General features: G+C 66.6%; 24 protein-coding genes. 11 read left to right on the forward strand and 13 right to left on the reverse strand.

Annotation, left to right across the window (positions count from 1 at the left end; all coding sequences use genetic code 11):
• Positions 1-47: 47 nt before the first annotated feature.
• Together ACTG4X_RS26270 and ACTG4X_RS26275 are read right to left on the reverse strand one after the other, a co-directional pair.
• Positions 48-1,058, reverse strand: a complete 1,011-nt coding sequence (locus ACTG4X_RS26270; RefSeq protein ID WP_093058623.1) for an aldo/keto reductase — start codon at positions 1,056-1,058, stop codon at positions 48-50.
• A gap of 85 nt (positions 1,059-1,143) precedes the next feature.
• Entirely contained in the window at positions 1,144-2,388 is a 1,245-nt protein-coding gene (locus ACTG4X_RS26275) for a YVTN family beta-propeller repeat protein (RefSeq protein WP_440532301.1), read from the reverse strand.
• Between the two features lie 156 nt (positions 2,389-2,544).
• On the opposite strand from ACTG4X_RS26275, the gene ACTG4X_RS26280 reads away from it, so the two are divergent.
• Complete coding sequence (locus ACTG4X_RS26280) at positions 2,545-3,126, forward strand: sigma-70 family RNA polymerase sigma factor (RefSeq protein ID WP_440532302.1); 582 nt, start codon at positions 2,545-2,547, stop codon at positions 3,124-3,126.
• On the forward strand, positions 3,113-3,793 hold the full coding sequence (locus ACTG4X_RS26285; RefSeq protein ID WP_440532303.1) for an anti-sigma factor family protein: 681 nt from the start codon (positions 3,113-3,115) through the stop codon (positions 3,791-3,793). The genes ACTG4X_RS26280 and ACTG4X_RS26285 overlap by 14 nt, the downstream gene beginning before the upstream one ends.
• On the opposite strand, the gene ACTG4X_RS26290 is transcribed toward ACTG4X_RS26285, so the two are convergent.
• The 9 genes from ACTG4X_RS26290 to ACTG4X_RS26330 form a co-directional block, all read right to left on the reverse strand.
• Positions 3,783-5,030, reverse strand: coding sequence for an MFS transporter (locus ACTG4X_RS26290; protein WP_093058620.1), 1,248 nt, complete (start codon positions 5,028-5,030; stop codon positions 3,783-3,785). The two genes, ACTG4X_RS26285 and ACTG4X_RS26290, sit on opposite strands and share 11 nt — an antisense overlap.
• 132 nt (positions 5,031-5,162) lie before the next feature.
• Positions 5,163-5,855, reverse strand: coding sequence for an urea ABC transporter ATP-binding subunit UrtE (gene urtE, locus ACTG4X_RS26295; protein ID WP_015866784.1), 693 nt, complete (start codon positions 5,853-5,855; stop codon positions 5,163-5,165).
• Positions 5,856-5,867: 12 nt separating this feature from the next.
• Positions 5,868-6,746 carry an urea ABC transporter ATP-binding protein UrtD gene (gene urtD, locus ACTG4X_RS26300; RefSeq protein ID WP_093178118.1) on the reverse strand — a complete coding sequence of 293 codons (879 nt, stop codon included), beginning with the start codon at positions 6,744-6,746 and terminating at the stop codon, positions 5,868-5,870.
• Positions 6,743-7,963, reverse strand: a complete 1,221-nt coding sequence (gene urtC, locus ACTG4X_RS26305; RefSeq protein WP_440532304.1) for an urea ABC transporter permease subunit UrtC — start codon at positions 7,961-7,963, stop codon at positions 6,743-6,745. Before urtC ends, urtD begins: the two co-directional genes overlap by 4 nt.
• On the reverse strand, positions 7,960-9,507 hold the full coding sequence (gene urtB / locus ACTG4X_RS26310) for an urea ABC transporter permease subunit UrtB (protein WP_093077223.1): 1,548 nt from the start codon (positions 9,505-9,507) through the stop codon (positions 7,960-7,962). Before urtB ends, urtC begins: the two co-directional genes overlap by 4 nt.
• Positions 9,508-9,599: 92 nt before the next feature.
• Positions 9,600-10,868 carry an urea ABC transporter substrate-binding protein gene (gene urtA / locus ACTG4X_RS26315; protein ID WP_093058616.1) on the reverse strand — a complete coding sequence of 423 codons (1,269 nt, stop codon included), beginning with the start codon at positions 10,866-10,868 and terminating at the stop codon, positions 9,600-9,602.
• 117 nt (positions 10,869-10,985) lie between these two features.
• A complete protein-coding gene (locus ACTG4X_RS26320; protein ID WP_440532305.1) occupies positions 10,986-11,312 on the reverse strand; it encodes a nucleotide pyrophosphohydrolase in 327 nt (108 codons plus the stop codon).
• A 44-nt stretch (positions 11,313-11,356) separates the two neighbouring features.
• The gene (locus tag ACTG4X_RS26325) at positions 11,357-12,817 is read right to left on the reverse strand and encodes an MFS transporter (protein ID WP_440532306.1); all 1,461 of its coding nucleotides are present in this window, start codon (positions 12,815-12,817) and stop codon (positions 11,357-11,359) included.
• 64 nt (positions 12,818-12,881) lie between these two features.
• Positions 12,882-13,268: a hypothetical protein gene (locus tag ACTG4X_RS26330; RefSeq protein WP_440532307.1), complete on the reverse strand. Its 387-nt coding sequence runs from the start codon at positions 13,266-13,268 to the stop codon at positions 12,882-12,884.
• Positions 13,269-13,392: 124 nt separating this feature from the next.
• On the opposite strand from ACTG4X_RS26330, the gene ACTG4X_RS26335 reads away from it, so the two are divergent.
• Positions 13,393-14,322 carry an AraC family transcriptional regulator gene (locus tag ACTG4X_RS26335; RefSeq protein ID WP_093058612.1) on the forward strand — a complete coding sequence of 310 codons (930 nt, stop codon included), beginning with the start codon at positions 13,393-13,395 and terminating at the stop codon, positions 14,320-14,322.
• Positions 14,323-14,337: 15 nt separating this feature from the next.
• On the opposite strand, the gene ACTG4X_RS26340 is transcribed toward ACTG4X_RS26335, so the two are convergent.
• Together ACTG4X_RS26340 and ppk2 are read right to left on the reverse strand one after the other, a co-directional pair.
• Positions 14,338-15,390, reverse strand: coding sequence for an extracellular catalytic domain type 1 short-chain-length polyhydroxyalkanoate depolymerase (locus ACTG4X_RS26340; protein ID WP_097198393.1), 1,053 nt, complete (start codon positions 15,388-15,390; stop codon positions 14,338-14,340).
• Positions 15,391-15,467: 77 nt separating this feature from the next.
• Complete coding sequence (ppk2, locus tag ACTG4X_RS26345) at positions 15,468-16,394, reverse strand: polyphosphate kinase 2 (RefSeq protein WP_097198392.1); 927 nt, start codon at positions 16,392-16,394, stop codon at positions 15,468-15,470.
• A 146-nt stretch (positions 16,395-16,540) separates the two neighbouring features.
• Here ppk2 and ACTG4X_RS26350 point away from each other — a divergent pair, with 146 nt between their 5' ends.
• The 8 genes from ACTG4X_RS26350 (at position 16,541) to ACTG4X_RS26385 (ending at position 24,555) form a co-directional block, all read left to right on the forward strand.
• Positions 16,541-18,172: an inorganic phosphate transporter gene (locus tag ACTG4X_RS26350; RefSeq protein ID WP_097198391.1), complete on the forward strand. Its 1,632-nt coding sequence runs from the start codon at positions 16,541-16,543 to the stop codon at positions 18,170-18,172.
• Between the two features lie 9 nt (positions 18,173-18,181).
• Entirely contained in the window at positions 18,182-19,234 is a 1,053-nt protein-coding gene (locus ACTG4X_RS26355; RefSeq protein ID WP_093077234.1) for a transporter, read from the forward strand.
• A 97-nt stretch (positions 19,235-19,331) separates the two neighbouring features.
• On the forward strand, positions 19,332-20,189 hold the full coding sequence (locus tag ACTG4X_RS26360) for a 3',5'-nucleoside bisphosphate phosphatase (protein WP_093058607.1): 858 nt from the start codon (positions 19,332-19,334) through the stop codon (positions 20,187-20,189).
• Positions 20,186-21,163: a DMT family transporter gene (locus tag ACTG4X_RS26365; protein WP_097198390.1), complete on the forward strand. Its 978-nt coding sequence runs from the start codon at positions 20,186-20,188 to the stop codon at positions 21,161-21,163. Before ACTG4X_RS26360 ends, ACTG4X_RS26365 begins: the two co-directional genes overlap by 4 nt.
• A 16-nt stretch (positions 21,164-21,179) precedes the next feature.
• The gene (locus ACTG4X_RS26370; RefSeq protein ID WP_093058605.1) at positions 21,180-21,815 is read left to right on the forward strand and encodes an L-threonylcarbamoyladenylate synthase; all 636 of its coding nucleotides are present in this window, start codon (positions 21,180-21,182) and stop codon (positions 21,813-21,815) included.
• A 41-nt stretch (positions 21,816-21,856) separates the two neighbouring features.
• On the forward strand, positions 21,857-22,528 hold the full coding sequence (locus ACTG4X_RS26375) for a site-2 protease family protein (protein WP_093077238.1): 672 nt from the start codon (positions 21,857-21,859) through the stop codon (positions 22,526-22,528).
• A gap of 18 nt (positions 22,529-22,546) precedes the next feature.
• Positions 22,547-23,878, forward strand: coding sequence for a tryptophan--tRNA ligase (locus tag ACTG4X_RS26380; protein ID WP_097198389.1), 1,332 nt, complete (start codon positions 22,547-22,549; stop codon positions 23,876-23,878).
• A gap of 74 nt (positions 23,879-23,952) precedes the next feature.
• A complete protein-coding gene (locus ACTG4X_RS26385; protein ID WP_093058637.1) occupies positions 23,953-24,555 on the forward strand; it encodes a LuxR C-terminal-related transcriptional regulator in 603 nt (200 codons plus the stop codon).
• The last annotated feature ends 28 nt before the right edge of the window (positions 24,556-24,583 follow it).

Raw genomic sequence — 24,583 nt, forward strand, 5'->3', positions numbered from 1 at the left:
TCAAACCCCTCGCTGTCGACTAACTGACAGTTCTGACAGTTTCAGCGTCAGCGCGGGGCATCGCCCTTGCGGTACTCGGCGGTCAGCTCGTCGAGCTTCTGCTTCAGCGCCGGATCGAGCTTGTATTCGGCGGCGGCCAGCGTCGCGTCGAGCTGGTCGGGCCGGCTCGCGCCGAGCAGCGGCGCGGTGATCAGCGGATTCGCCATCACCCACGCCACGGCCAGCGTTGCCAGCGGCACGCCCGCCTCGTCGGCCAGCTTGTGCAGCTGCGTCACGGTGTTGAAGCTGCGCTCGTTCCAGTAGCGGTCCTGGTACATGTTGCCGGCGGTGCCGAGCGTGAAGCGGGTGTTTTCCTCCGGCTTGGCTCCGGGCTTGTACTTGCCGGTCAGCAGGCCACCCGCCAGGGGGTTGTAGGGAATCACGCCCAGCCCCTCTTCGCCAACCAGCGGCAGCAGCTCGCGCTCGATCTCGCGGAACAGCAGGCTGTAGCGCGGCTGAACCGACACATAGCGCGTGAGCTTGTGCAGCTCGGCCTTGCCCAGCGCGCGCGCCAGCCGGTAGGCCAGGAAGTTCGACACACCGATGTAGCGCGCCCGCCCCGACTTCACGATGACGTCGAGCGCCTCCAGGCTTTCTTCGAGCGGCGTCTCGCGGTCGTCGCTGTGCAGCTGGTACAGGTCGACGTGGTCGGTCTGCAGCCGCTTGAGCGAGGCGTCGATGGCGTCCAGCAGGTGCTTGCGCGACGCGCCCTGGTCCCAGCTGTTGGGGCCGACCTTGCCGACCGCCTTGGTGGCGACGACGAAACGGCGGCGGCCCGTGGGGCCCTGCTTCTGCAGCCAGCGGCCGATGATTTCCTCGGTGCGGCCGGTGGTCTCGACGGTGCCGCCGAGCGGGTACACGTCGGCGGTGTCGAGGAAGTTGATGCCGCCTTCGGCAGCCTTGTCGAGGATCTGGTGCGACACCGTCTCGTCGGTCTGCAGGCCGAAGGTCATGGTGCCGAGGGCAAGGCGGGACACGGTAAGGCCGGTGCGGCCGAGCCGCGTGGTGGGAATGCTCATGGGGGTTGGCTCCTTGGAAGCGAAGGGGCCGTGCACATGCCTGGCCCGCTCAACCATCATAGGCACCGCATCGCCTGCGCGCAGCTCAGGGGGAAATGACCGTCACGCGCGCCGTCATGTAAGGGTGCACCGAGCACACGTAGTCGTAGGTGCCCGGCTTGTCGAAGGAGCGGGCGAAGGTCTTGCCGGGTAGCAGCAGGTCGATGCCGGCGCCGCCGTCCTTGAAGACAACGCCGTGCGGCGCGCCGTCGTCGTTCTGCCAGCTCACGCGCTGACCGGCCTTGACCGTGATCTGCGCGGGCTCGAAGGCGAAGTTGCGGATAGTCACGTGGTTGGAGCTACCGGCATGCGCGGCTTCGGCGGCCACGACTCGCTGCACCGCGACCTTGCGCGGCGCATTGCCCACCGCCACCGTGTGCACCGGCCCACCCGCAAGATCGACCACGCTGACGTCGTTCGAGCCTTCGTTGCTCACCCACAGCTTCTTGCCGTCCGCCGACAGGTCGAGCCAATGCGGCTGCTTGCCCACGCCGATGCTGCGCACCGCCGCACGCGTGGCCGGGTCGAACAGCATGACTTCGCCCGGGCCCTGCACTACCACCACCCCGCTGGCCATGCCCGCGAAGTGCTGTGCGATATGCGGCGACACGCCCGTGGGAACCGGCGCGCCCCACTGGTTGGTGGCGGGGTCGAGCACCTGCACCGCGGGCACGCCAGCCAGCGTGAGGTAGAGCGCCTTGCCGTCGTGGCCGAACTCCAGGTCGCGCGGTGGCTTGTCGAGCGGGATCTCGGTGACCACGCTGCGGGTGGTCATGTCGATCACGACCAGCGCGAAATGGCCGGGCTCCTGCGACGCAACGTAGGCCTGACGCCCGTCGGGCCGGATGGCGATGGTGTGCGGCTTGGGCACCGGCACGGTAGCGCTCACGCCGTGGGCCGTGGTGTCGACGAAGGCCACGCGGTCGTCGCCGTTGACGGCCACCAGCAGCCACTTGCCGTCCGCCGTCATGGCCAGGCCCTGCGGGCCTTTGCCGACGTCGATGTTGCGCGCGACGTGGTCGGTGGCGGCATCGATCTCGCTCACAGTCGAGGCACTGGAGCCGCTGACGAACACGCTTCGCCCGCCCGGCGCGACGATGATGCCGTCCGGCCCGGCCGCCACCGGCACGGTGGCGACGACGCGCTCGGTGCCGGTGTCGATCACGCTGACGGTGCTGTCCTTGAAGTTGCCGACGTAGGCCTTGGGCCCGGCGGCCAGGGCGGGGGCGGCCAAGGCGGCCAGGGCCGAGAGCAGTACGAGGATGCGTGCGAAACCGGGAATGGCGAGCATGGTGAAAACCTCCTGGGGAATTGAACGGAAGCAAGCAGAATCCGCACAGGGCATGACGCATGGCGTGCCCTGCTTATTCCACGCGGGTCGGTAAAAAAGATGGAGAAGATGGAATAAGGCGCCAGGCCACTCCGTCATGCAGGAAGAAGGAGCCCATTGAGCCTGTTGACGACCGATCGCACACGCCAGTTCGAAGCCGCAGCGTTGCCGCATCTCGATGCGGCGTGGAATCTTGCGCGCTGGTTGTTGCGCGACGACCAGCTGGCCGACGATGCGGTGCAGGAGGCGTACCTGCGTGCGTTCCGCTTCTTCGACGGGCTGCGCGGCGAGAGCGCGCGGCCATGGCTGCTGGGCATCGTGCGCAATGCCTGCTACGACTGGATGCGGCAGAACCGGCAGTTGGCCGACCAGGTCGAGTTCGACGAACTGCGCGACAGCGAGGCGGCTGATGGCCACTCTTCAGCGCGGGCCGGCGATCCGGCCCGGCAATGGGAGCAGCGCGCGCAGGGCGAGCGCATCAATGCCGCCATCGACGCGCTGCCGCCGGTGTACCGCGAAATGATCGTGCTGCGCGAGCTCGAAGAGATGCGCTACGAGGACATCGCGCGCATTGCCGGCGTGCCGCTGGGCACGGTGATGTCGCGGCTGTCGCGCGCGCGGGCCTTGCTGCGCGACAGCCTGCGCGACGAACGGCCCGCTGGCGACGCTGGAGGAAAGATCCACCATGTCAATGTCTGAAGAAGAACTGGGAACGCTGATCCGGCGTCACGCCGTGCGGCACACGCCGCCGGATGGGCTGGCCGAGCGCATCGGGCAGGCGGTGCGCGCCGAGGCAGTGACCGCACCCACGCCGGTGCAGCAGCCTCGTCGCGGCTTGTGGCAAGGCCTGGCATGGTTCGGCACGGGCGCGGCAACGGCCTGGGGCCTTGCGCTGATGCTGCTCGCGACGCCGATGCCACCGCAGGACGCGCTCGCCGAAGCCGTCACCGCAAACCACGTGCGCTCGCTGATGGCCTCGCACCTGGCCGACGTGGCCTCGTCCGACCAGCACACGGTGAAGCCGTGGTTCGCCGGCAAGCTCGACTTTTCACCGCCGGTGACCGACCTGGCTGCGGAAGGCTTTCCGTTGACTGGCGGGCGGCTCGACTACCTCGATGGGCGCACCGTGGCAGCGCTGGTGTATCGCTCAGGGCCGCATGTGATCAATGTGTTCGTCTGGCCGGCGGCCGATGCGAAGGCGCAGGGCCCCGTGTTCTCCACGCGCCAGGGCTACCAGCTGGCGCGATGGGCCCAGGGCGGCATGCAGGCGTGGGCGGTGTCGGACCTGAACGCGGCGGAGCTTCGCCGCTTCGCGTCGCTGCTGCGCGAACGCGGCGCGCCCGAGGGCGCAGCCCTCAGCAAGTAACCGTTTCGGGCCGGCGCGCTTCGGCGCGCGCGCTCGCAATCGCCCAACCGAACACGCCCATGCCCGCCAGCGCCAGCAAGGCGCCGACCCAGCCGGTCGAGGTCCAGCCCAGGCCCGCGGCAATGGCCACGCCGCCGAGCCACGCGCCGAGCGCGTTGGCCATGTTGAAGGCCGAGTGGTTGAGTGCGGCAGCGAGCGTCTGCGCATCGCCGGCCACGTCCATCAGCCGGATCTGCAGCGCCGGGCCGATGGCCACGGTGGTGCCGATGAGGAACACGTTGAACGCCGCGGTAAAGACGTTGTGCGCCGCGAAGGTGAACATCGCGAGCACCAGCGCCGCATAGACCAGCAGGCCGCCGATGGTGCGCATGAGCGACTTGTCGGCCAGGCGCGAGCCCACGAGGTTGCCGGTGACCATGCCCAGGCCGAACAGCGCCAGCACGAAGGGCACGCCGCCCAGCGGCATGCCTGCCACTTCGATGAGCGTGGGCTTGATGTAGCTGAACACCGAGAACATGCCGCCGAAGCCGATGGCGCCGATGCCGAGCGTGAACCACACCTGCTTGCGCTTGAGCGCGCCGAGTTCGCGCCAAGGGCTGGCGCCTGCGGGCGCTGCGAGGTCGGGGATGTCGCGGCGCAGCAGCGCGATGGCCACCAGCGCGATCACGCCGACGAACACGAAGGCGGCGCGCCAGCCGAAGATCTGGCCCAGCCAGGCGGCGATGGGCACGCCGACCAGCGTGGCGCCGGTGAGCCCCAGCATGACGAGCCCCACGGCCCGCGCGCGGCGCCCCGGTGGAGCGAGCGTGGCGGCCACGAGCGCGGCCACGCCGAAGTAGGTGCCGTGCGGCAGGCCGGTGGCAAAGCGCAGCAGGTTCAGCAGCAAATAGTTGGGGGCCGCGGCGCTGGCGAAGTTGCCGGCCGCGAACACGGCCATGAGCGCGATCAGCAGCGCGCGGCGGCGCCAGCCTGCGGCGAGCACCGCGAGCACGGGCGCGCCGATGACCACGCCGAGCGCGTAGGCGCTGATGACGTGGCCTGCCTGCGGGATGCTGACGTCGATGTCCTTCGCCACTTCGGGCAACAGGCCCATGATGACGAATTCGCCGGTGCCGATGGCAAAGCCGCCGACGCCAAGTGCGAGCACCGCGCGCAGGAAGCTGACGGGCGCGGCGGGAGAAGAAGAAACGGAAATATCGGTGTCCGCGCTGTCCAGCGCGGGTGGGGAGGCGTTCAAGGCCAGGCTCCTGGGAAGGTGCCCGGCGGCCGCGGGCAGAAGCCGGATTTTAGGGTAAACCCTGAATTTCTGCCGATACGCAGTTGCCCAAGGCCTTGTACTGGCAGGGCTTCGAAGCCCTGCCCAAGGGGTTCAGATGGCGACGAGCTGGCGCACGCCCTGGGCTTCCATGTCCTTGCCAAGGCCGCGGGCAATGACTTCGCCCCGCTCCATCACGAGGTAGTCGTCGGCCAGCTCCTGGGCGAAGTCGTAGTACTGCTCGCACAGCACGATGGCCATGTCGCCGCGGTCGGCCAGCATGCGGATGACGCGGCCGATGTCCTTGATGATGCTCGGCTGGATGCCCTCGGTGGGCTCGTCGAGGATCAGCAGCTTGGGCTTGGGCGCGAGGGCCCGGGCGATCGCAAGCTGCTGCTGCTGCCCGCCGGAGAGGTCGCCGCCTCTTCTGTTGATCATCTGCTTGAGCACGGGGAACAGGTCGAACAGCTCCGACGGAATGGGCGTGCTGCCGCTCTTGTAGGCCAGGCCCATGCGCAGGTTTTCCTCGACCGTGAGCCGCGCGAAGATCTCGCGGCCCTGCGGGACGAAGCCGATGCCGGCTCTTGCCCTGTCGTACGGCGTGGCCTTGTGGATGGGCTTGCCTTCGAGTTCGATGCTGCCGCTCTTGATGGGCACCAGGCCCATGAGCGACTTCAGCAGCGTGGTCTTGCCTACGCCGTTGCGGCCCAGCAATACCGTGACCTTGCCGAGCGTTGCCTCGAAGCTCACGTCCCGGAGGATGTGGGAGCCGCCGTAGTACTGGTGGATGTTCTTGACTGTCAGCATGGGTTCGGTTCCTCAGCGGCCCAGATAGACCTCGATCACCCGCTCGTCGGCCTGCACTTCGTCCAGCGTTCCTTGCGCCAGCACGGAGCCGTCGCACAGCACGGTGACGATCTCGGAGATGGTGCGGATGAAGCTCATGTCGTGCTCCACCACCATCAGCGAATGCTTGCCCTTGAGGGTGAGGAACAGCTCGGCGGTGCGCGCCGTCTCTTCATCGGTCATGCCTGCGACGGGCTCGTCGAGCAGCAGCAGCTTGGGGTCTTGCATCAGCAGCATGCCGATTTCGAGCCACTGCTTCTGGCCATGGCTCAGGTTGCCGGCCAGACGCGACACGCTGTCGGCGAGGTGGATGGTTTCCAGCACCTCGGCCAGGCGGTCGCTTTGTGCCGAGTCGAGCCTGAAGAGCATCGAGGCACGCACGCCCTTGTTGGTCTTCAGCGCGAGCTCGAGGTTCTCGAACACGGTCAGGTGCTCGAACACTGTTGGCTTCTGGAACTTGCGGCCGATGCCCAGTTGCGCGATGTCCGCTTCGCGGTGACGCAGCAGGTCGATGGTGCTGCCGAAGAACACGGTGCCCGAATCGGGCCGCGTCTTGCCGGTGATGATGTCCATCATCGTGGTCTTGCCCGCGCCGTTGGGGCCGATGATGCAGCGCAGCTCGCCTGGCGCGATGTCGAGCGACAGCTTGTTGATGGCCTTGAAGCCGTCGAAGCTCACGCTCACGTCTTCGAGGTAGAGGATGCGGCCATGCGTGACGTCGACTTCGCCCGGCGTGACGTGGCGGCCGAAGTCGGCGGCGCGGCCGCCCGATTCGGTGCTGCCGCTCACGTAGTGAATGCCGCTGGCGCGTGCCGCGCGCTCGGCGCCGGCTTCCATCAGGTCGGGGGTCATGCGCGTGCTCCCTTCGCGTCCACGGGCAGCGAGGCCAGCGCATCGGGCTCGATGCCCTGCTCCACCGCAACCGAGCGCCGTGCAGCATCCTGCACGGGCTCGGGCGACACCGGCTTCTTCTCCCTCGACACCCACTTGCGCACCAACCCTACGATGCCGTTCGGCAGGAACAGCGTGACAGCAATGAACAAGGCACCCAGGAAGTACAGCCAGTACTCGGGGTAGGCCACGGTGAGCCAGCTCTTCGCGCCGTTGACGATGAAGGCGCCGATGATGGGGCCGATCAGCGTCGCGCGTCCGCCCACGGCGGCCCAGATGGCGATCTCGATGGAGTTGGCCGCGCTCATCTCGCCCGGGTTGATGATGCCGACCTGCGGCACGTACAGCGCGCCGGCCACGCCGCACATGATGGCGGAGATGACCCAGATCGTGAGCTTGTACGGCAGCGGGTTGTAGCCAGAGAACATCACGCGCGTCTCCGCGTCGCGAATGGCCTGCAGCACGCGGCCGAACTTGCTGCCGATGAGCCACTTTGCGAACAGGAAGAAGCCCAGCAGCGTGGCGCCGGTGAGCGCGAACAACGTCATTCGCATTTCCTGCGTGGCGATCGGAATATTCAGGATGCGCTTGAAGTCGGTGAAGCCGTTATTGCCGCCGAAGCCCGTCTCGTTGCGGAAGAACAGCAGCATGGCCGCGAATGTCATGGCCTGCGTGATGATCGAGAAGTACACGCCCTTGATGCGCGAGCGGAAGGCGAAGAAGCCGAACACGAAGGCGATGAGGCCCGGCACCGCCACGATCAAAATCAGCGTGGCAATGAAGCTGTCGCTGAAGGTCCAGTGCCAGGGCAGCGTTTTCCAGTCGAGGAACACCATGAAGTCGGGCAGGTCGCTCTTGTAGTTGCCGTCGCGGCCGATCTGGCGCATGAGGTACATGCCCATCATGTAGCCGCCGAGCGCGAAGAACAGGCCATGGCCCAGCGAGAGGATGCCGGTGTAGCCCCAGATCAGGTCCATGGCCAGCGCGCAGATGGCGTAGCACATGATCTTGCCGACCAGCGCCACCGCGTAGTCGCTCATGTGCAGCGGGCTGTCGACCGGCACCCAGATGTTGAGCACCGGCGCCACGGCGCACACCACGATCAGCGCGACGAAGAAGGCCGTCCAGCCCTTGCCGCTCAGCAGCGGCCCCTTGGTTGGAAGTGCGACCTTGCTCATGCCTCAGCGCTCCGGCCTTTCATAGCGAAGATGCCTTGCGGCCGCTTCTGGATGAAGATGATGATGAAGACAAGCACCGCGATCTTCGCGAGCACCGCGCCCGCCCAGCCTTCGATGAACTTGTTGAGAATGCCCAGCCCCAGCGCCGCATACACGGTGCCCGCGAGCTGGCCGACGCCGCCCATCACGACCACCATGAAGCTGTCGACGATGTAGCTCTGGCCCAGGTCGGGGCCGACGTTGCCGATCTGGCTCAGCGCGCAGCCGGCAAGGCCCGCTATGCCGGAGCCGAGCGCGAAGGCGTAGGTGTCGATGCGCGCGGTGTTCACACCCATGCACGAGGCGATCGGGCGGTTCTGCGTAACGCCGCGCACGAACAGGCCAAGGCGCGTCTTGCCGATGAGCCAGCCCATCGCAAGCAATACCAACGCGGCGAAGATGATGATGCAGATGCGGTTCCACGGCAGCGTGACGTTGCTCAGCATGGTGAAGCCGCCGCTCATCCAGCCGGGGTTTTCGACGCCGACGTTCTGCGCACCGAAGAGCGTGCGCACGAGCTGCTGCAGCATCAGGCTGATACCCCAGGTGGCGAGCAGCGTCTCGAGCGGTCGGCCGTACAGGAAACGGATCACGCCGCGCTCCAGCACCGCGCCCACGAGCGCCGACGCGAGGAACGAGACCGGAATGGCCGCGACCAGGTACAAGCCGAAGGCCGCCTCGGGCACGTACTTCTGGAAGATGCCCTGCATCACGTAGGTGGCGTAGGCGCCGATCATCATCAGCTCGCCGTGCGCCATGTTGATCACGCCCATCAGCCCGTAGGTGATGGCCAGGCCGAGCGCGGCCAGCAGCAGCACCGAGCCCAGGCTGATGCCGCTGAACACGGCGTTGATGCGGTCTCCCCAGACCAGCGCGCCGTCGATGCTGGCAATGGACGCGACGATGGCGGCCTTGACGTCCGCCTCGGTTTCGTCGGCCAGGCGCTGGTTGAGCAGCAGCTTGGTGTCGGGGTTGCGGTTGTTGCCGAGCTCCTTGGCGGCGATGAGGCGCTTGGCCTTGTCGGCGCTGGTGAGCATGCTGGCGGCGCGCACCAGTTCGAGCTGCGCCTTGATCTTCGGATTGGTCTCGGCTGCCAGCGCCTTCTCGACCATGGGCACGCGCGATTCGTCGGGCTCCTTGAAGAGCGCCTGCGCGGCTTCGGCGCGCACCGCGTCGTCCTTGCTCGTGAGCTTGAGCGCGGCCTGTGCGGCATCGAGCGCGCCGCGCATGAGGTTGTTGTTGACGACGTCTTCGGCGGTGTCGGGCACCTTCAGCTCGGCACCGGTGACGGGGTCGTAGCCCTTGTCGTCCTTCATCACGAAGACCTTGTCTTCGGTGTACTTGACCGCGTCGTCGGACATGGCCTGGATGAAGGCGGTGGTCTTGTCGTCGGCCGTGAGCACGGCCTTGTTGAGCGCGGCGATGCGGGCTTCGGATTCGCCGGAGGCGATGGCCCGGGCTTCGTCGGCGGTCAGCGCGTGGGCGGCCGATGCCATGAGCAGCATGGCGGCGAGTGCGCAGTGAAGGGTTCGTCGAAGCATCATGAGAATGGAAGTTGGGTTGGCTCCCTCCCCCCACTGGGGAGGGAGAAACACACTTACATCGACTTGCCAGCGGGGTAGTCAGGCTTCTTGTCGTTGCCTTCGATGTACGGGCTCCACGGCTTCGCCTTCACAGGACCCGGCGTCTTCCACACCACGTTGAACTGGCCATCGGCCTTGATCTCGCCGATGAACACGCTCTTGTGCAGGTGATGGTTCTTCTCATCCATCTTCGAGACGATGCCCGAGGGAGCCGTGAAGGTCTGGCCGGCCATGGCTGCGATCACCTTGTCGGTGTCGGTCGACTTGGCCTTCTCGACCGCCTGCTTCCACATGTGGATGCCGATCCAGGTGGCTTCCATCGGGTCGTTGGTGAGCGGCTTGTCCTTGTGGCCGGCGATGTTCTTGGCCTTGGCGTAGTCGCTCCACTGCTTGATGAACGCCGTGTTGGTCGGGTTCTTGATCGACATGAAGTAGTTCCATGCGGCCAAGTGGCCGACCAGCGGCTTGGTGTCCACGCCGCGCAGCTCTTCTTCACCCACCGAGAAGGCAACCACGGGCACGTCCTTGGCCTTCAGGCCGGCGTTGCCGAGTTCCTTGTAGAAGGGCACGTTGGAGTCGCCGTTGATGGTCGACACCACTGCAGTCTTGCCGCCGGCCGAGAACTTCTTGATGTCGGCAACGATGGTCTGGTAGTCGCTGTGGCCGAAGGGGGTGTACTTCTCGTCGATGTCGGTGTCCTTCACGCCCTTGCTCTTGAGGTAGGCGCGCAGGATCTTGTTGGTGGTGCGGGGGTACACGTAGTCGGTGCCCAGCAGCACCCAGCGCTTGGCGCCGCCGCCTTCCTTGCTCATCAGGTAGTCGACGGCCGGAATGGCTTGCTGGTTGGGCGCGGCGCCCGTGTAGAACACGTTCTTCGAGAGTTCTTCACCCTCGTATTGCACCGGGTAGAACAGCAGGCCGTTCATTTCCTCGACCACCGGCAGCACCGACTTGCGCGACACCGAGGTCCAGCAGCCGAAGATCACCGAGACCTTGTCCTGGCCGAGCAGCTGCTTGGTCTTTTCAGCGAACAGGGGCCAGTTGGAGGCCGGGTCGACCACCACGGGCTCGAGCTGCTTGCCCAGCACGCCGCCCTTCTTGTTGATGTCGTCGATGGCCATCAGCACCGTGTCTTTCAACACGGTTTCAGAGATGGCCATCGTGCCCGACAGCGAGTGCAGCACGCCGACCTTGATGGTGTCGGCAGCGAAAGCGGGCGCAGCAGAAATGCTGGCCAGCGCGACGGCGGCGGTGAGCGCCTTGAGTGTGAAACGACGTTGCATGTGGACTCCTGCTCCGGGTTGGTTGAACCTTGTCGCCAGCGCTTTGCTGGCGTGGGAGGGAGTCTGCGGAATGCACCAGGAAGGGGAAATACGCCGGGTGGCGTACACGGAAGGTATTCAGGCGGGTGGTGATGGCGCGGGGTACTTCTGCGCGTTGACCAGCATCTTGCTTCTCGCCGCCTCGATCACGTCGATGCCGAGCTTGTCGGCGAGCTGCAGCAGATAGAGAAAGACATCAGCGATCTCGGTGCCGATCTCGGCGCGCTTGTCGGCCGGCAGCGAACGGCTCTGTGCTTCGGTGAGCCACTGGAAGTGTTCGAGCAGTTCGGCGGCTTCGACCGAGAGGGCCGAGGCGAGGTTCTTGGGGGAGTGGAACTGCTCCCAGTTGCGGGCTTGTGCGAAGTCGCGCAGCGCCTGAATCAGTTGTTGCAGATCGGTGATCATGTCGCTCCTGTTGTGCGGTCAGGAGTTTGGCACGCCCCCACAGCTCAGGTCTGTCGGCTTCCGCGCCAATGCAGCACAGCCACCACCAGGGCCGACACCATCAGGTACAGCAGCGCCACACCGAACGCCCCCGAATAGCCGGCCATGTCCGTCGCCTCGCCCAGCCGCCCGTAGAAGAGGATGCCGATCAACGCCACCCCCAGCGCATTGCTCGCCTGCTGCACCATCGACAGCACTCCCGAGGCGACGCCCGCATGTTGCGGCGGCAGCCCTGCCAGCACGGTGGACACCAGCGGCGCCATCACCATGCCGAGCCCCGCGCCCTGCAACAGCAGCAGCGGCACCATCCACGCCACGGCGTGCGAATGCCCCGCCCAGCCGACCACGTTGACGAACTGCAGCGCGTGCCCTGCAGCAAGCACCAGTGCACCGAGCGCGATGGGCGGCTTGCCTCCGAAGCGGCGTGCGAGCCGCGCACCCGCCATCGACGTCGCGAAGAAGCCGACCGCCAGCGACGTGAAAACGACGCCCGAGGTGAGCGCATCGAGCGCCAGGCCCTGCTGCAGGTACAGCGCGAGCACAAAGTACAGCGAGGCGTTGCCCACATAGAAGGCCAGCGTGGTGAGCAGGCCCGTGACGAAGCGGTCATTGGCCAGCAGCGCCGGTGCCACGAGCGGCGCACCGCCGCGTGCAGCGAGCCGGCGCTGTTGATATGCAAAGGCTGCGAGCAGCGGCAGCGCCGCCGCAAGGCACACCCAGCTCCACAGTGGCCAGCCCTGTTCGCGGCCTTCCACCAGCGGCAGCACCACGGCCACCGAACCCGCGGCCACCAGCAGCATGCCGAGGAGGTCGAGCTTGCTGCTGCCGTTGTTCGCCAGCGGCGGAATGACGCGCGGTGCAAGCATCAGCGCCAGCAGGCCGATCGGCACGTTGATGAGGAAGCAACTGCGCCAGCCCAGACCAGCCACATCGGCATGGATCAGCAAGCCGCCGACGAGCTGCCCGAGCGTGGCTCCCAGCCCCAGCGTGAGCCCATAGGCCGCGAAGGCACGCGCCCGGTCTTCGCCGGTGTATGCCAGGCCGATCATCGCCAGCACCTGTGGCTGCAGCAACGCGCCGGCCAGCCCCTGCAGCACGCGCGCCGCCACCAGCAGTTCGGCGTTCGGCGCAAAGCCGCAGGCGGCCGAAGCCAGCGTGAACAGCAGCAGGCCCAGCATGAACATGCGGCGCCGCCCGAACAGGTCGCCGAGCCGGCCGCCGGTGATCAGGCCCGCTGCGGTGGCCAGGCCGTAGCCGGCCACCACCAGTTGCAGGGTGCCCGCGCTCGCCAGCAGCTCACGCTGCATCGACGGCAGCGCGACGTTGACGATGAAGAAGTCCAGCACCACCAGGAAGGTGCCGCTGAGCATGACCCACAAGCCCAGCCGCCCGGGCTTCGTCGCGCCCGTGCTCTGGCTTCCTGTGGAAGAAATCGATGCTGCCGAAGCGATGTTTGACTGCGTCATGATGGGCTCGAGTGTTGGGAGCAGGCGATACGGCGGCAATGACCCCGGAGGTCATCGTCGGGGTTCAGACGGCGGGCGTCGGCAGGATGAACTGGTAGTCCGTGGCGATGCGGCCGTCCTCGGCCAGCACCATTAACTCCAGCCCAACTGCGGCCACTACGCCACCGGCGGCCGGGACCATGTGCCAATGGAACATCACCGCGTCGTGCAGGAACTGGGCATCGCCTGCGGAGATGAAGCGGAAGCCGGCGTCACGCACGTTCTTCTCGTGCGAGCCGGTAACGCGCTGCTGCAGCGCCTCGTAGCCCTTGGCCTTCAGCGTACGCACGTAGTGCTCGCCGTCGGGCACCCAGAGGCCGGCGATGGCGGCGCGGCGCGCGTCGGCGTCGGGTTCGTTCCAGACGGCGACGTAGCGGTCGGCGAGCTCGGCAAATTCTGTTCTGGCGTTCATGTTCTGCTCCTGTTGTTTCTGTGTCTGGGAAGAGTGAGGCTGCAGTTTCTGCCTCCCCCGGTGGACAGTGAATGCCTGGGAAGCCGACAATCTTGTCCATTCGTCCACCGCCACAGGAGTCTTCATGGATCCGCTCGACGACGTCTTTGCCGCCATGCGCGTGCGCAGCGCCCTGTATGCCCGCCTCGAAGCCGGCGCTCCCTGGGGTGTGAGCCTGGCGGGCGGCGAGAGTGCGCGCTTCGGGCTGGTGGTGCGCGGCGGCTGCCTGCTGGAGATCGAGGGCATGGCGCAGCCGGTGGCGCTGGCGACGGGCGACTGCTATGTGCTGGCGCATGGCACGCCCTACATCCTGCGCGACCATCCGAACACGCCGACGGTAAGCTGTGCCTCCGTCGTGCGCGACCGCATCGGCGGGCTGGTGGAGCTTGGCGGCACGGGTACGGCGGCATCGGTGATCTGCGGCTGGTTCCACTTCGACCAGCGCGCCGCGCGGCCGCTGCTCGATCTGCTGCCGGTGCTGCTGCACGTGAAGATGGAGCAGGCCCGCGCCCTTGCGCTGCAAGGCACGCTGCAACTGCTGGCCATGGAAACCGGCGAGCCGGGCCTGGGCTCCAGCCTGCTCGTGAGCCGGCTGGCCGACATCGTGTTCGTGCAGGCCGTGCGCGCGCATGTCGCGGCCAACGGCGAATCTCAGACGGGCTGGCTCGCCGCACTGGCCGACGCGCGCATTGGCCCGGCCCTGCGTGCGATGCACAAGGACATCGCGCGCGACTGGACGGTGGAGGCTCTTGCTTCCGTCGCGAGCCTGTCGCGCTCGGCCTTCGCGCAGCGTTTTCGCGAGCGGGTGGGACAGGCGCCGCTGGAGTACCTCACGCAGTGGCGCATGTTCAAGGCCGGCAACATGCTGGGGCAAGGCCACGCTGCCCTGGGCGCGATCGCAGGGGCGGTGGGCTACGAGTCGGAGGCGGCGTTCAGCAAAGCCTTCAAGCGAGAGAAAGGGATGGCGCCCGGTGCCTGGCGGGCAGCGGCGCGCGAAGGCGCTGTCGCTGCATAGCCGCCCTTCTTCTCTTCAGACCTTCTTCGGACCTTCAGCAGCCTTGAACTGCGCGGCCGCAAAGGCCCAGGTCATGCGCGTGGCGTCGGGCCCCTCGGGGTCACTGAACAGCAGCTTCGATGCGCCGCCGCTCCACGAATGGCCCAGCCCCGCGATCTCGCACAGCGTGACGAGCGTGCGGCCCTTGCGCTTGAAGTCGGTCACGCGCATCGAACGGCGCTTGCCGCGCTGCATGTTGCGCGACAGCCCGGGCTTCGCGCCCAGCGCGGTGGCCCACACCGCGGCGCTGTTGACTGCATTGCTCGGCGCAACGACTGCGTCGGCATCGCCGTGCAGCACCAGCATCGGCGGCAAGGTGGCGAAGACAGCCGCGGCGCCCATCGCCTTGCCGACTGCCGTGGAGGGCATCGGCGGCACGTTCTGTCCGCGCATTGCGCCAAGGGCCGTGGCCGGCGACTTCGCAGCGCCGGGCGCCACGCCCGAATGCATGACGACGGCGCGGAAGCGGTTCGGGTATCGCGTGGCCAGCAAGGCCGCCATGCTCGCGCCGGCCGAGAGCCCCGCCAGCGCCACGCGATCGCGGTCCGCGGGGTACAGCATGCAGGCCTGGTCGATGGCGGCCATCAGCGTCGCGGCTTCGGCGTCGGCCTTGCCGGAGCGACGCTCGTACCAGTTCCAGCAGCCCTGCGGGTGGGCAAGCCGGTCTTGCTCGAGATAGAGCACCAGGAAGCGCTGGCGCACGGCCAGCGCGTTCATGCGCGTGCTCGCAGCAAAGTCGCGCCCGGTCTGGCCGCAGCCGTGCAGCATGACCATGAGCGGCAGCCGCTCGCCCGGCTTCAGCTGCAAGCCGGCCGGCCGGAACAGGTGATAGCCGCGCGCGCCGCCCGGGCCCATCGCCATGCCGCTGAGCCAGTCGCCTTTGCCAGGCGGCGGCTTGAGCCGCTTGGCCGCGGCGCGCTGGACCTGCCCCGCGATCCGCTTGCTGTTGCTCAGCGTGGCCTTGGTGAGCGCGCGCAGGTTGCGCTCGTAGGCGCGGGCAAAGACGGAAGCGGTGGAAGAACGGGCCATGGCGCGCAGTGTGAACGCAAAGCGCCGGCCGGCCTAACAACACCAAACAAGGGGCGGCCTTACCGCCCCGGCACGCATCAGTAGATTTCCGGAACGATCATGTTGGCCGGAACAGGCTGGCGCAGATAGTCGTCGTGCCGCACGCGCGCGGGCAGCTCGACCGGTGGATGCGCCACTTCCTGGTACGGCATCTGGCCCAGCAGATGGCTGATGCAGTTCAGCCGTGCCTTCTTCTTGTCGACCGCCTGCACCACCCACCACGGCGCCTCGGGGATGTGGGTGCGCTCCAGCATGATTTCCTTCGCCTTGGTGTATTCCTCCCAGCGGCGGCGGCTTTCGAGGTCCATCGGGCTGAGCTTCCACTGCTTGAGCGGATCGTGGATGCGGCCGAGGAAGCGCATGTGCTGCTCGTCGTCGGTGATGGAGAACCAGTATTTGATGAGCTTGATGCCGGAGCGCACGAGCATCTTCTCGAACTCGGGCACGGTGCGGAAGAACTCTTCGGACTCTTCGTCGGTGCAGAAGCCCATCACGCGCTCGACGCCGGCGCGGTTGTACCAGCTGCGGTCGAACAGCACCATTTCGCCCGCTGCCGGCAGGTGCGCGGCATAGCGCTGGAAGTACCACTGCGTGCGTTCGCGGTCGTTGGGCGCCGGCAGAGCGGCCACGCGGGCCACGCGCGGATTCAGGCGCTGTGTGATGCGCTTGATGACGCCGCCCTTGCCCGCCGCGTCGCGGCCTTCGAACAGGATGACGACTTTCTGCTTGCTGTGCTGCACCCAGTCCTGCAGCTTGACGAGCTCGCCCTGCAGGCGGAACAGCTCCTTGAAGTAGGCCTGGCGGGCGGCCTTGTCGGCGGAGGTCGGCGTTGCCAAGGCGGGGTCGAGGCCGTCGATGTTGCGGTCTTCGATCTCCAGCTCGAGCTCTTCGTCGTAGCTGTCGATCAGGTCACGGGCGATGCGTTGCATCAGGTCTTCGTGGTCGGGAAGTGCGCTGGTCGGCATGGTGGGGCGGAAAGAGTGAAAGGGGCAGGAAAAAGCATGCTGCTCGCCGTATATGACGGCTGCGTGACGGTTTTGACCCCGTTGACACGGAGTTGTCACACACCGCGAACACCATCTGCAGCTATTCCAACACCCCAGAAACGCCCATGAACACGCTTGCAGCCCCGCATGCCGAGTTGCCGTCCGCGCCCGCCGCGCAACGGCCCAAGCTCGACTCCAAGCCCGGTCCGCTCACGCTGATCACCTTCGTGGGGCTGCTGGCCGCCGGCCTGCTCTTCACGGCCTGGAGCCTGGTGGGCGACGTGACGTCCTCCGGGGCGCCCGTCACCACCTGGGTGCCTTACATGCTTCTTGGCGTGGCGCTGCTGATTGCGCTGGGCTTCGAGTTCGTCAACGGCTTCCATGACACGGCCAACGCCGTGGCGACCGTCATCTATACCCATTCGCTGCCGCCCAACTTCGCTGTGGTGTGGTCGGGCTTCTTCAACTTCCTGGGCGTGCTGGTGTCCAGCGGCGCGGTGGCCTTCGGCATCATCGCGCTGCTGCCGGTGGAGCTCATTCTTCAGGTGGGTTCGGGCGCAGGCTTCGCGATGGTGTTCGCGCTGCTGATCGCCGCCATCATCTGGAACCTGGGCACGTGGTGGCTGGGGCTGCCGGCTTCGTCGTCGCACACGCTGATCGGCTCGATCATCGGCGTGGGCGTGGCCAATGCGCTGATGCACGGCCGCGACGGCACCAGCGGCGTCGACTGGGCGCAGGCCACCAAGGTGGGCTACTCGCTGCTGCTGTCGCCGATGGTCGGCTTCGGCTGCGCCGCGCTGCTGCTGCTGGCGCTGCGGGCCTTCGTGAAGAACCGCGCACTGTATGAAGAACCCAAGGGCAGCGAGCCGCCGCCATGGTGGATCCGCGGCCTGCTGATCCTGACCTGCACGGGCGTGTCGTTCGCGCATGGTTCCAACGACGGTCAGAAGGGCATGGGGCTGATCATGCTGATCCTCGTGGGCACGGTGCCTATGGCCTACGCGCTGAACCGTGCGATGCCCGCCAACGAGACCGTGAAGTTCGCGGCCGTGGCCGAGATGGCGCAGACCGCATTGACCCGCAGCGCGCCGACCTCGCTGCCCGCGCTGGAGCCCGCCGCGGCGCGCGACACGCTCTCCACCTATGTGCGCACCCGCGAGTTCAGTCCCTCGGTGGTGCCCGCGCTGGCAGCGACCGCCGGCAGCATCGGACGGCAGGTGCGCGAGCACGGCTCGCTGGCCGGCGTCCCCGCGGATGCCGTTGCCAACGTGCGCAATGACATGTACCTGGCCTCCGAAGCCATCCGCCACCTCGACAAGAGCGGCGCGGCCAAGTTCGACGACGAGACAAAACTGCGCGTCAACACGTTCCGCCAGGAACTGGACAGCGCCACGCGCTTCATCCCGCTGTGGGTCAAGGTCGCGGTGGCCATCGCACTGGGCCTGGGCACGATGATCGGCTGGAAGCGCATCGTGGTCACCGTGGGCGAGAAGATCGGCAAGACGCACCTGAGCTACGCGCAGGGCGCCTCGGCCGAAGTGGTGGCAATGATCACCATCGGCGCAGCAGACATGTATGGGCTGCCTGTGTCGACCACGCACGTGCTGTCGTCCGGCGTGGCCGGCACCATGACGGCCAGCGGCTCGGGCCTGCAGATGTCCACGCTGCGCAACCTCGCGCTGGCCTGGGTGCTGACGCTGCCGGTGGCGATGCTGCTGTCGGGGTCGCTCTACTGGTTGTTCACCCGCATTTTCTGATCACGCATCTTGTCGGCATTCCATGACCTCGCCTCCCAGTCTTACGGAGGCGACGAAGCCGGACTGATCTCCGGCTACCTGTTCGACGCCTCCGCACCCGAGCCAGCGCGGGTCATCGACTCCGCGCAGGCGGCGGCATGGCTGGTCGAACAACGCGACAAAGGCGATGAAGGCAGCGGCGAAGAGAACCCCTCCTACGTCTGGCTGCACTTCAACCTGAGCCACGCGCATGCCGAGCGCTGGCTGGTGCGGCACGCGAACCTCCCGGACACCTTCTACGAGACGCTGCACGAAGGCCTGCCCTCCACGCGCATCGAGCGCGCCGACGATTCGCTGATCGCAGTCATCAACGACGTGCACTTCGAATTCAGCTTCGAGCCCTCCGACATCTCCACGCTGTGGATCAGCGTGGGCCCGCGCCTCGTGGTCACAGCGCGCACCAAGCCGCTGCGCTCGGTCGACACGCTGCGCACGGCCGTGAAGGCGGGCGACGCGCCGCGTTCGAGCACCGAGCTGCTCGAACACCTGCTGCGCGCGCAGGCCGACGTGCTGGTGAAGATCGTGCGCGGCGTCACCTCGCGCATCGACCGCATCGAAGACGAACTGCTCGCCGGCCGCCTCGACCACAAGCGCGCGCGGCTGGGCGTGTTGCGCCGGCTGCTGGTGCGGCTGCAGCGGCTGCTCGCGCCCGAGCCTGCCGCCCTGTTCCGCCTGCTGCAAGGGCCTCCCGCCTGGATGGCCGAGCCCGACGCGCAGGCGCTGCGCGGCTCGACCGAGGAGTTCTCGGTGGTGCTGCGCGACATGCAGGCACTGCAGGAGCGCATCAAGCTGCTGCAAGAAGAAATAGCCGCCAACGTGAACGAGGACAACAACCGCAGCCTGTTCGTGCTGACGGTGGTCACGGTGCTGGCGCTGCCGATCAACATCCTGGCCGGCCTGTTCGGCATGAACGTCGGCGGCATTCCGCTGGCCGACCACAAGCACGGCTTCTGGATCGTAGTGGCAATCGTCGCAAGCTTCACTGCGGTGGCGGCCTGGGCGGCTTTTCGCAAGAAGCGCTGAGCCGCATGCGGCGGCACAGTAATGCTATTTATTTAATAGCAACTTGCACAGCATCCATGCGCCCGCATCGATGTTCCAGACCCCATAGAATGCGAGGGTGTCCTCCATTCTCAATGCCGATCTTCACTGCCACTCCGTGGTCTCCGACGGCACACTGACGCCCGAAGAATTGGCCGCGCGCGCGGCCGCCAACGGGGTCGAACTCTGGGCCCTCACCGACCACGACGAGGTCGGCGGCCAACACCGCGCAGCAGCAGCAGCGCGTGCAAACGGCATGCGCTACCTCACCGGCACCGAGATCTCGGTGACCTTCGCGGGCGAAACGGTGCACATCGTCGGCCTGGGCTTCGATGCCAACGACGCAGCGATGTCGCAAGGCCTCTACGACACACGCGGCGGCCGCGGCAAGCGCGCGCAGGAAATGTCCGAAGGTCTGGCCAAGGTCGGCATCCACGGTGCATACGAAGGCGCGCTCAGGTTCGTCGGCAACCCCGAACTCATTTCGCGCACGCACTTCGCGCGCTTTCTCGTCGAGCAGGGCCACTGCCGCGACACGCCCGAGGTGTTCCGCAAGTTCCTCACCGAAGGCAAGCCCGGCTACGTGCCGCACCGCTGGGCCTCGCTGAAGGACGCCGTGCACTGGATCACCGCAGCCAAGGGCATGGCCGTGATCGCTCACCCGGGCCGCTACAAGTTCACGGCCAACGAGGAATACGCGCTGTTCCTCGAATTCAAGGCGCATGGCGGCAAGGCGATCGAGGTCGTCACCGGCAGCCACACGCCGGCCGAATATGTCGAGTACGCCGACAAGGCGCTCGAATTCGATTTCGCCGCCTCGCGCGGCAGCGATTTCCACAGCCCCGACGAGAGTCATTGCGATCTCGGCAAGCTGCCGCCGTTGCCTGGCGCGCTCACTCCTGTGTGGGAACTGCTCGGCGACCGCATCCAGCAGTGAGCCAGAACCCCGGGACCGGCATCGACAACGCGGCAACCGTTGCGCTGGCGAATGCGCGCCTTGCGGCGCAAAAGGCACGCGACACCGAATCGGGCCGCATCCTCGCAGGTATCGGCCTTGTGCTGGTGGCCGTGGCCTGCTTCGCCACGCTCGACACCGCAACCAAAGCATCCACCGCGGGCGTGCCCATCCTCATGGGCGTGTGGTTCCGCTACGCATTCCAGGCCGTGGCCACCACGGCCGTGCTCCTGCCGCTGCATGGCACGGCGCTGCTGCGCACGCGGCACCCGCGCTACCAGTTGCTGCGCGGTGCGCTGCTGCTGGTGTCGAGCACGCTGGCCTTCCTTAGCCTGCGCTACATGCCGCTGGCCGAGTTCACGTCGATCGTGCTGATTGCGCCGCTGGTGATCACGCTGCTGGCCGCCACCACGCTCAAGGAATATGTGTCGCCGCTGCGCTGGGTGCTGGTGGCGGGCGGCTTCATCGGCACGCTGGTCATCCTGCGACCGGGCGGCGAGGCCTTCAGCTGGGCCATCCTGCTGCCGATCGGGCTGGTGCTGACCAATGCGTGGTTCCAGGTGCTCACGAGCAAGCTCGCGCAAACCGAGAACCCGCTCACGATGCATTTCTATACCGGCTGGGTCGGCGCGCTGATTGCATCGCTCGCAGTGCCCTTCGTGTGGACCGAGCTGGAGTCGTGGCATTGGTGGGCGCTGCTGTGCCTGATGGGCTTCATGGGCACGGTGGGTCACTTCATCCTGATCCTGGCCTACCAGCGCGCGCCGGCATCCACGCTCACGCCTTATCTTTATGCCCAGATCGCTTTTGCCATGCTCGGCGGCTGGCTCATCTTTTCCCAACTGCCCGACCGTTACTCGCTCATCGGCATGGCGATGATCGCGGTCTGCGGTGCGGCCGGTGCGTGGCTTACGGTGCGCGAGCGCCGCGTACCTATCGAGCCCGCCGAATCCTGATCCGGAGTTTTTTTTCATGGCCCAGTACTTCGAAGTCCACCCCGAGAACCCGCAGCAGCGGCTGCTGAAGCAGGCCGTCACGCTGCTCGAGCGCGGCGAGATCATTGCGGTGCCCACCGACTCCAGCTATGCGCTGGCCTGCCACCTCGACGACAAGGACGCGGTCGACCAGTTGCGCCGCATCCGCCAGGTCGACGAGAAGCACCACCTCACGCTGCTGTGCCGCGACCTGAGCGAGCTGGCCAACTACGCGCGCGTCGACAACAAGCAATACCGCCTGCTGAAGGCGGCCACGCCCGGCCCCTACACATTCCTGCTCGAAGCCACCAAGGAAGTACCGCGCCGCGTGAGCCATCCGCAACGCAAGACCATCGGCCTGCGCGTGCCTGATCACAAGGTGCTGCTGGAGCTGCTGTCGCTGCACGGCGCGCCGCTGCTGGCCACCACGCTGATCGCACCGGGCGAGACCGAGGCACTGAACGACGCGCAGATCATCCGCGAGCGCTTCGAGAAGCAGATCGCCGGCGTCATCGACGCAGGTGCCTGCCCGTCGCAGCCGACCACGGTGGTCGACCTCACGCCCATGGGCACTGGCGACGAGCCGGTCGTGGTGCGCCAGGGACGCGGTGCATTGGCTGTGCTCGGCCTCTGAAATCGGGGCTGAGAACCACTCCCGTCTGACACAATCGCCCAGTGGATATTTCCAACCTGATACAGACCGTACTGATCTACGCGCTGCCCGTGATCTTCGCGATCACCGTGCACGAGGCAGCGCACGGCTATGTGGCTCGCCATTTCGGCGACAACACGGCCGAGGTCATGGGGCGCGTCACCCTCAACCCGATGAAGCACATCGACCCCATCGGGACCATCCTGATGCCGCTGATGCTGTACTTCGCGACCTCGGGTGCGTTCCTGTTCGGCTATGCCAAGCCGGTGCCGGTCAACTTCGGGCGGCTGCGTCATCCGAAGCGCGACATGGTGTGGGTCGCGCTGGCCGGGCCGGCCTCCAATTTCGTGCAGGCGATCTTGTGGGCGCTGGTGCTGGTGGCGCTTGTTGCCGCTGGCGTGAGTGAATCCTTTTTCATCAAGATGGCGCAGGGCGGCATCCTCGTCAACCTCGTGATGTGGGCCTTCAACCTGTTCCCGCTGCCCCCGCTCGACGGCGGCCGCGTACTGGCTGGCCTGCTGCCCAACGGACAGGCGCAGATGTTCCTGGCACGCATCGAACCGTACGGCTTCTTCATCGTGATGGGCCTCGTCATTGCGGGCGTCGTCAGCACATACTGGCTGCGACCGCTGATGGACGTGGGCTACTTCGTCATCAACCTGATCATCACCCCGCTCAAGGCGTTGCTGCTCTAAGTCTTCTTTCTTCGTCCCATGGCTCCGTCTCCTCAAGCTCCCCTGCGCGTCCTGACCGGCATCACGCCGTCGGGCACGCCTCACCTCGGCAACTACGTCGGTTCGATCCGCCATTCGGTGCGGCAAAGCGTCGCGCCCGGTGTGCAGAGCTTTTTCTTCCTGGCCGACTACCACGCGCTCATCAAGGTGCAGGAGCCGGCACTCATCCAGCGCTCCACGCTCGAGATTGCCGCCAGCTGGCTGGCCTGCGGGCTCGACCCCGAGCGCGTCACCTTCTACCGCCAGTCGGACATCGTCGAGATCCCCGAGCTGACCTGGTTCCTCACCTGCGTCACCGGCAAGGGCGTGCTCAACCGCGCGCATGCATACAAGGCACAGCTCGACAAGAACGTGGCCAAGGGCGAGGACCCCGATGCCGACGTGACGGCCGGCCTCTTCATGTACCCGGTGCTCATGGGCGCGGACATCCTGATGTTCAACGCCCACAAGGTGCCCGTGGGCCGCGACCAGGTGCAGCACATCGAGATGGCGCGCGACATGGCGCAGCGCTTCAATCACCTGTACGGCGATCACTTCACGCTGCCCGAGGCCGAGATCGACGACGCCGTGGCCACCCTGCCCGGCCTCGACGGCCGCAAGATGAGCAAGAGCTACGGCAACACGATCCCGCTGTTCGCGCCGCGCGCGCAGCTGCAAAAGCAGATCTCCAGCATCGTGACCGACTCGCGCGCGCCCGGCGAGCCCAAGGACACCGAGGGCTCGGCCCTGTTCCAGATCTACCAGGCCTTTGCCAGCGCCGAAGAAACCGAGTCACTGCGCAAGGAGTACGCCAATGGCATTAGTTGGGGCGACGCCAAGCAGCTGCTGTTCGAGCGCATCGACCATGAAGTGGCGCCGCTGCGCGCGCGCTACGACGCGCTGATGAACGACCCGGCAGAGATCGAGCGCATCCTGCTCATCGGCGCCGAGAAGGCGCAAGCCCTGTCGAAGCCGTTCATGGCCAGCCTGCGCCACGCGGTCGGCCTGCGCAATCTCGCGGCCGGCAAGGACAAGGGCGCAGCCAAGGCTGCCAAGGTCGCGAAGCCAAGTTTCAAGCAGTACCGCGAAAAGGCGGACGGGCTTTTCTATTTCAAGCTGTTGGATGCGCGCGGCGAAACCCTGCTGCAAAGCCGTGGATTCACGTCACCGCAGGAAGCGGGCCGTACCATCGCGATCTTGCAGGCGCAGCACGGCGAAGCATTGACCACACTGGCCAGCCAGCTGGAACCCATCGACACAGAAGGAACACGCGCCGTCACCGAGGCGCTGGAGGCCCTGACGGAGGCAACACCCACAACGAGCGGGAGTTGATCCGGCAAAGCCCATCGGCTTATCTGCCGATGAGCAGGAAGAGAGAAGACGGTGCGATCACAAAGGAAGAAAACATGAGCATTTATGTCATCGACGACCACCCCCTGATGCGCGACGCGATCGTGATGGTCTTGCGGCGATTGCGTCCGGCCGAGAACATCGTCGAGCTCGAGCGCCTCGACAAGCTCGCGAGCTCGGTGCAGCAGCGTGGTGCGCCCACCCTCTTCTGCCTGGACCTGAAGCTCCCGGACACCAATGGCGTGTCGGGCGTGATCGCGGTCAAGCAGGTCTATCCGAACGTGCCCATTGCCGTGTATTCGGCAGCACCTTCCGCGGACATGGAGGACGCCTGCATCGAAGCCGGCGCAGACACCTATATCGAGAAGTCGGCCAGTTCCAACGAGCTGGCGGCTGCCTTGCGCGGCCTGCTGATGGCAGGCTCGGAAGATGAAGCCGACGAGATGCCAGCCGCCAACAGCGGCAAGCTGTCGAAGCGGCAGACGCAGTTGATCGCCATGCTCGACAAGGGCATGAGCAACCGCGACATCGCCACCGACCTGGAGATCAGCGAGCACACGGTGAAGGTGCACCTGTGGCGCCTGTTCCGCAGGCTCGGCGTGAAGAGCCGTACCCAAGCTCTGCACTACGCGCGCACCAACGGTTTGCTGTCGGGATAACTCTGGCTAACCCCCAGGCTTCGCGCAC

Origin of the sequence: Variovorax sp. YR566, from assembly GCF_051992195.1 — a bacterium.
Lineage (GTDB): Bacteria > Pseudomonadota > Gammaproteobacteria > Burkholderiales > Burkholderiaceae_C > Variovorax.

Coding starts and splice junctions, on each gene's coding strand:
- ACTG4X_RS26270 (WP_093058623.1), bottom strand. CDS start 1,058: ATGAGCATTCCCACCACGCGGCTCGGCCGCACCGGCCTTACCGTGTCC.
- ACTG4X_RS26275 (WP_440532301.1), bottom strand. CDS start 2,388: ATGCTCGCCATTCCCGGTTTCGCACGCATCCTCGTACTGCTCTCGGCC.
- ACTG4X_RS26285 (WP_440532303.1), top strand. CDS start 3,113: ATGTCAATGTCTGAAGAAGAACTGGGAACGCTGATCCGGCGTCACGCC.
- urtE (WP_015866784.1), bottom strand. CDS start 5,855: ATGCTGACAGTCAAGAACATCCACCAGTACTACGGCGGCTCCCACATC.
- urtD (WP_093178118.1), bottom strand. CDS start 6,746: ATGACCCCCGACCTGATGGAAGCCGGCGCCGAGCGCGCGGCACGCGCC.
- urtC (WP_440532304.1), bottom strand. CDS start 7,963: ATGAGCAAGGTCGCACTTCCAACCAAGGGGCCGCTGCTGAGCGGCAAG.
- urtB (WP_093077223.1), bottom strand. CDS start 9,507: ATGCTGCTCATGGCATCGGCCGCCCACGCGCTGACCGCCGACGAAGCC.
- urtA (WP_093058616.1), bottom strand. CDS start 10,868: ATGCAACGTCGTTTCACACTCAAGGCGCTCACCGCCGCCGTCGCGCTG.
- ACTG4X_RS26320 (WP_440532305.1), bottom strand. CDS start 11,312: ATGATCACCGATCTGCAACAACTGATTCAGGCGCTGCGCGACTTCGCA.
- ACTG4X_RS26325 (WP_440532306.1), bottom strand. CDS start 12,817: ATGACGCAGTCAAACATCGCTTCGGCAGCATCGATTTCTTCCACAGGA.
- ACTG4X_RS26330 (WP_440532307.1), bottom strand. CDS start 13,268: ATGAACGCCAGAACAGAATTTGCCGAGCTCGCCGACCGCTACGTCGCC.
- ACTG4X_RS26335 (WP_093058612.1), top strand. CDS start 13,393: ATGGATCCGCTCGACGACGTCTTTGCCGCCATGCGCGTGCGCAGCGCC.
- ACTG4X_RS26340 (WP_097198393.1), bottom strand. CDS start 15,390: ATGGCCCGTTCTTCCACCGCTTCCGTCTTTGCCCGCGCCTACGAGCGC.
- ppk2 (WP_097198392.1), bottom strand. CDS start 16,394: ATGCCGACCAGCGCACTTCCCGACCACGAAGACCTGATGCAACGCATC.
- ACTG4X_RS26350 (WP_097198391.1), top strand. CDS start 16,541: ATGAACACGCTTGCAGCCCCGCATGCCGAGTTGCCGTCCGCGCCCGCC.
- ACTG4X_RS26370 (WP_093058605.1), top strand. CDS start 21,180: ATGGCCCAGTACTTCGAAGTCCACCCCGAGAACCCGCAGCAGCGGCTG.
- ACTG4X_RS26380 (WP_097198389.1), top strand. CDS start 22,547: ATGGCTCCGTCTCCTCAAGCTCCCCTGCGCGTCCTGACCGGCATCACG.
- ACTG4X_RS26385 (WP_093058637.1), top strand. CDS start 23,953: ATGAGCATTTATGTCATCGACGACCACCCCCTGATGCGCGACGCGATC.